General features: G+C 66.8%; 2 protein-coding genes. One reads left to right on the top strand and one right to left on the bottom strand.

Annotated features, from left to right (window positions below):
• The coding region (locus FVW27_RS12285; RefSeq protein WP_243838408.1) for a methyl-accepting chemotaxis protein at positions 1-917 on the top strand (917 nt) is incomplete at its 5' end.
• A gap of 104 nt (positions 918-1,021) precedes the next feature.
• Here FVW27_RS12285 and ettA read toward each other — a convergent pair.
• Positions 1,022-2,704 (bottom strand): energy-dependent translational throttle protein EttA, encoded by a 1,683-nt coding sequence (gene ettA, locus FVW27_RS12280; RefSeq protein WP_167125530.1) that lies wholly within the window; start codon positions 2,702-2,704, stop codon positions 1,022-1,024.
• Positions 2,705-2,869: the final 165 nt, after the last annotated feature.

The following is a 2,869-nucleotide window of genomic DNA, read 5'->3' as shown; positions in this document are numbered from 1 at the left end:
AGGCCGCCACCGCCGAGGCCGAAGCGGCCCGGATACGGGCGGAGCAGGCCCGGCGCAACGGCATGCAGGAGGCCGCGGGCATGCTGGAAGGTATCGCCGCCGCCATTGTCGACGTGGCGGACACCGTGGGCCGCCAGGTCAATCTGGCGGGTGATGGCGCGGACGCCCAGAAGTCGCGCGTTACCGAAAGCTCGCACGCCATGGAACGCATGGATGCCGCCGTGGCGGGCATGGCCGGTGGTGCTGCGGGCGCCGCCGACACCGCCGACGACGCCCAGGCCAAGGCCCGCGAAGGGGCCGAGGGCGTGCAGCGGGTCAAGGAGGCCGTTGTCCGCGTGGAGAACGGCGCGGCCAGCCTGCACGCGAGCATGGCCGACCTTTCGCGCAAGGCCGAGAGCATTGGCGGCATCATGGCCGTGATCAGCGACATTGCCGACCAGACCAATCTTCTGGCGCTGAACGCCGCCATCGAAGCGGCCCGCGCAGGGGATGCCGGGCGCGGCTTTGCCGTGGTGGCCGACGAAGTGCGCAAGCTGGCGGAAAAGACCATGAGCGCCACGCGCGAAGTGGGCGAGGCCATCCGGGCCATTCAGGAAGGCACGGCGGCCAGCGCACGCCAGGTGGACGCCGCCGTGGAGGCGGTGACCCAGGCCAATGCCCAGGCGGATACCGCCGGAAGCTCGCTGGACGAGATCGTGCGGCTGGCCTCCGGCGTGTCCACGCAGGTGCGCGCCGTGGCCACCTCGGGCCAGGAACAAGCGGCGGTGAGCGCGGACATCGTGCGCCTGCTGGGAGATGTCACCACCATCAGCGAAGACACCGCCAGGGCCATGCGCGACGCGGAACGGTCGCTGGACGACCTGAACACCGAGGCGCAACGCCTTGGCGACCTCGTCGCGCGGTTCAAGGAAGGGTAGCCAGACCAAGCGCGACGGGCCACAGCCGCCCATGCTCGCAAACACGCACAAGGCCCCCGCACCGTTTCCGATGCGGGGGCCTTTCATTCATTTCGCCGCAAACCCTAGCGGGTCAGCTTGCGGAACTTGATCCGGTGCGGCGTGTCGGCGTCCTTGCCCAGGCGCTTCTTGCGGTCTTCTTCGTATTCCGAATAGTTGCCGTCAAAGAACACCACGCTGGAATCCCCTTCGAAGGCCAGGATGTGCGTGGCGATGCGGTCTAGGAACCAGCGGTCGTGGCTGATGACCAGCACGCAGCCCGCGAAGTTCTCTATGCCGTCTTCCAGCGCCCGCATGGTGTTCACGTCAAGGTCGTTGGTGGGTTCGTCAAGCAGGATGACGTTGGCGTTGGACTTCAGCATGCGGGCCAGGTGCACCCGGTTGCGTTCGCCGCCGGACAGCACGTCCACCTTCTTCTGCTGGTCCTGGCCCATCAGGTTGAAGCGGGAGCAGTAGGCGCGAGCGTTCACCTCGCGGTTGCCCAGCTTGACCGTTTCGTACCCTTCGCTGATCACCTCGTACACGGTCTTGCCCGCTTCCAGCGAATCGCGGTTCTGGTCCACGAAGGCCACCTGAACGGTATCGCCAATCTTCAGTTCGCCCGCGTCGGGCGTTTCCACGCCCGCCAGCATCTTGAACAGGGTGGTCTTGCCCGCGCCGTTGGGGCCGATGATGCCCACGATGGCCCCGGCGGGGATGATGAAGTCCACGCCTTCCATCAGCAGTCGGTCACCCAGCGACTTGGCGAGGCCCTTGGCCTCGAAGACCACCTTGCCCAGCCGCGGTCCCGGCGGGATGTAGATTTCCAGGTCCGGGGCGCGCTTTTCGCTTTCGTGGCTCAGCATGGCCTCGTAGGCGTTGATGCGCGCCTTGCCCTTGGCGTGGCGGCCCTTGGGCGACATGCGGATCCACTCCAGTTCGCGCTGCAGGGTCTTCTGGCGCTCCACCTCGGACTTTTCTTCCTGTTGCAGGCGCTTTTCCTTCTGCTCCAGCCACGAGGAATAGTTGCCCTTCCAGGGAATGCCGCGCCCGCGGTCCAGTTCCAGAATCCAGCCCGCCACGTTGTCCAGGAAGTAACGGTCGTGGGTGACGGCGATGACCGTGCCCGGGAAGGTTTGCAGGAACCGTTCGAGCCACGCCACCGATTCGGCGTCGAGGTGGTTGGTGGGTTCGTCCAGCAGCAGGATGTCGGGGCTTTGCAGCAGCAGGCGGCACAGGGCCACGCGGCGGCGCTCGCCGCCGGAGATGACCGACACGGGCGTGTCGCCGGGGGGGCAGCGCAGGGCGTCCATGGCCATCTCAAGGCGCGCGTCGAGGTCCCATGCGCCCTTGGCGTCCATTTCCTCCTGCACCTTGCCCTGCCGCTCGATGAGGGCGTCCATTTCCTCCGGCTCCATGGGCTCGGCGAACTTGGCGTTGATCTCCTCGAACTGCTTCACGAGGTCGACCACATCCTGCACGCCTTCCTCCACCACCTCGCGCACGGTGCGGGTTTCGTCCACCAGCGGCTCCTGCTCCAGGTAGCCGATGGTGAAGCCCGGCGCGAGCACGGTCTTGCCGTCGAAGTTGGGGTCCACCCCGGCCAGTATCTTCAGCAGCGACGACTTGCCCGAGCCGTTAAGGCCCAGCACGCCGATCTTGGCGCCGTAGAAGTAGGAGAGGGAAATGTCCTTCAGCACCTCGCGCTGGCCGTGGCGCTTGGTGACGCGGATCATCGAATAGATGATCTTGTCCGGTTCGTTGCTCATTGGTCCACCTTTCGGGGTTATTCGCGGGTCGGGGTTATTGTCTGGTCGGGTTGTTTCCGGGCCGGTGTCCGCTTGCCGGTTGGTTGGCCGGGGCGCACCGCGCATGGGGCGCGCCAATCGCGGAGTCGCGGAGTCGCATGCTGTGCGGGGCGCCGCGCGGGCGGC

The organism is Nitratidesulfovibrio liaohensis (genome assembly GCF_011682075.1).
In the GTDB taxonomy this organism is placed as follows: Bacteria; Desulfobacterota; Desulfovibrionia; order Desulfovibrionales; family Desulfovibrionaceae; genus Cupidesulfovibrio; species Cupidesulfovibrio liaohensis.
This window is presented reverse-complemented; position numbering and strand designations above follow the sequence as displayed.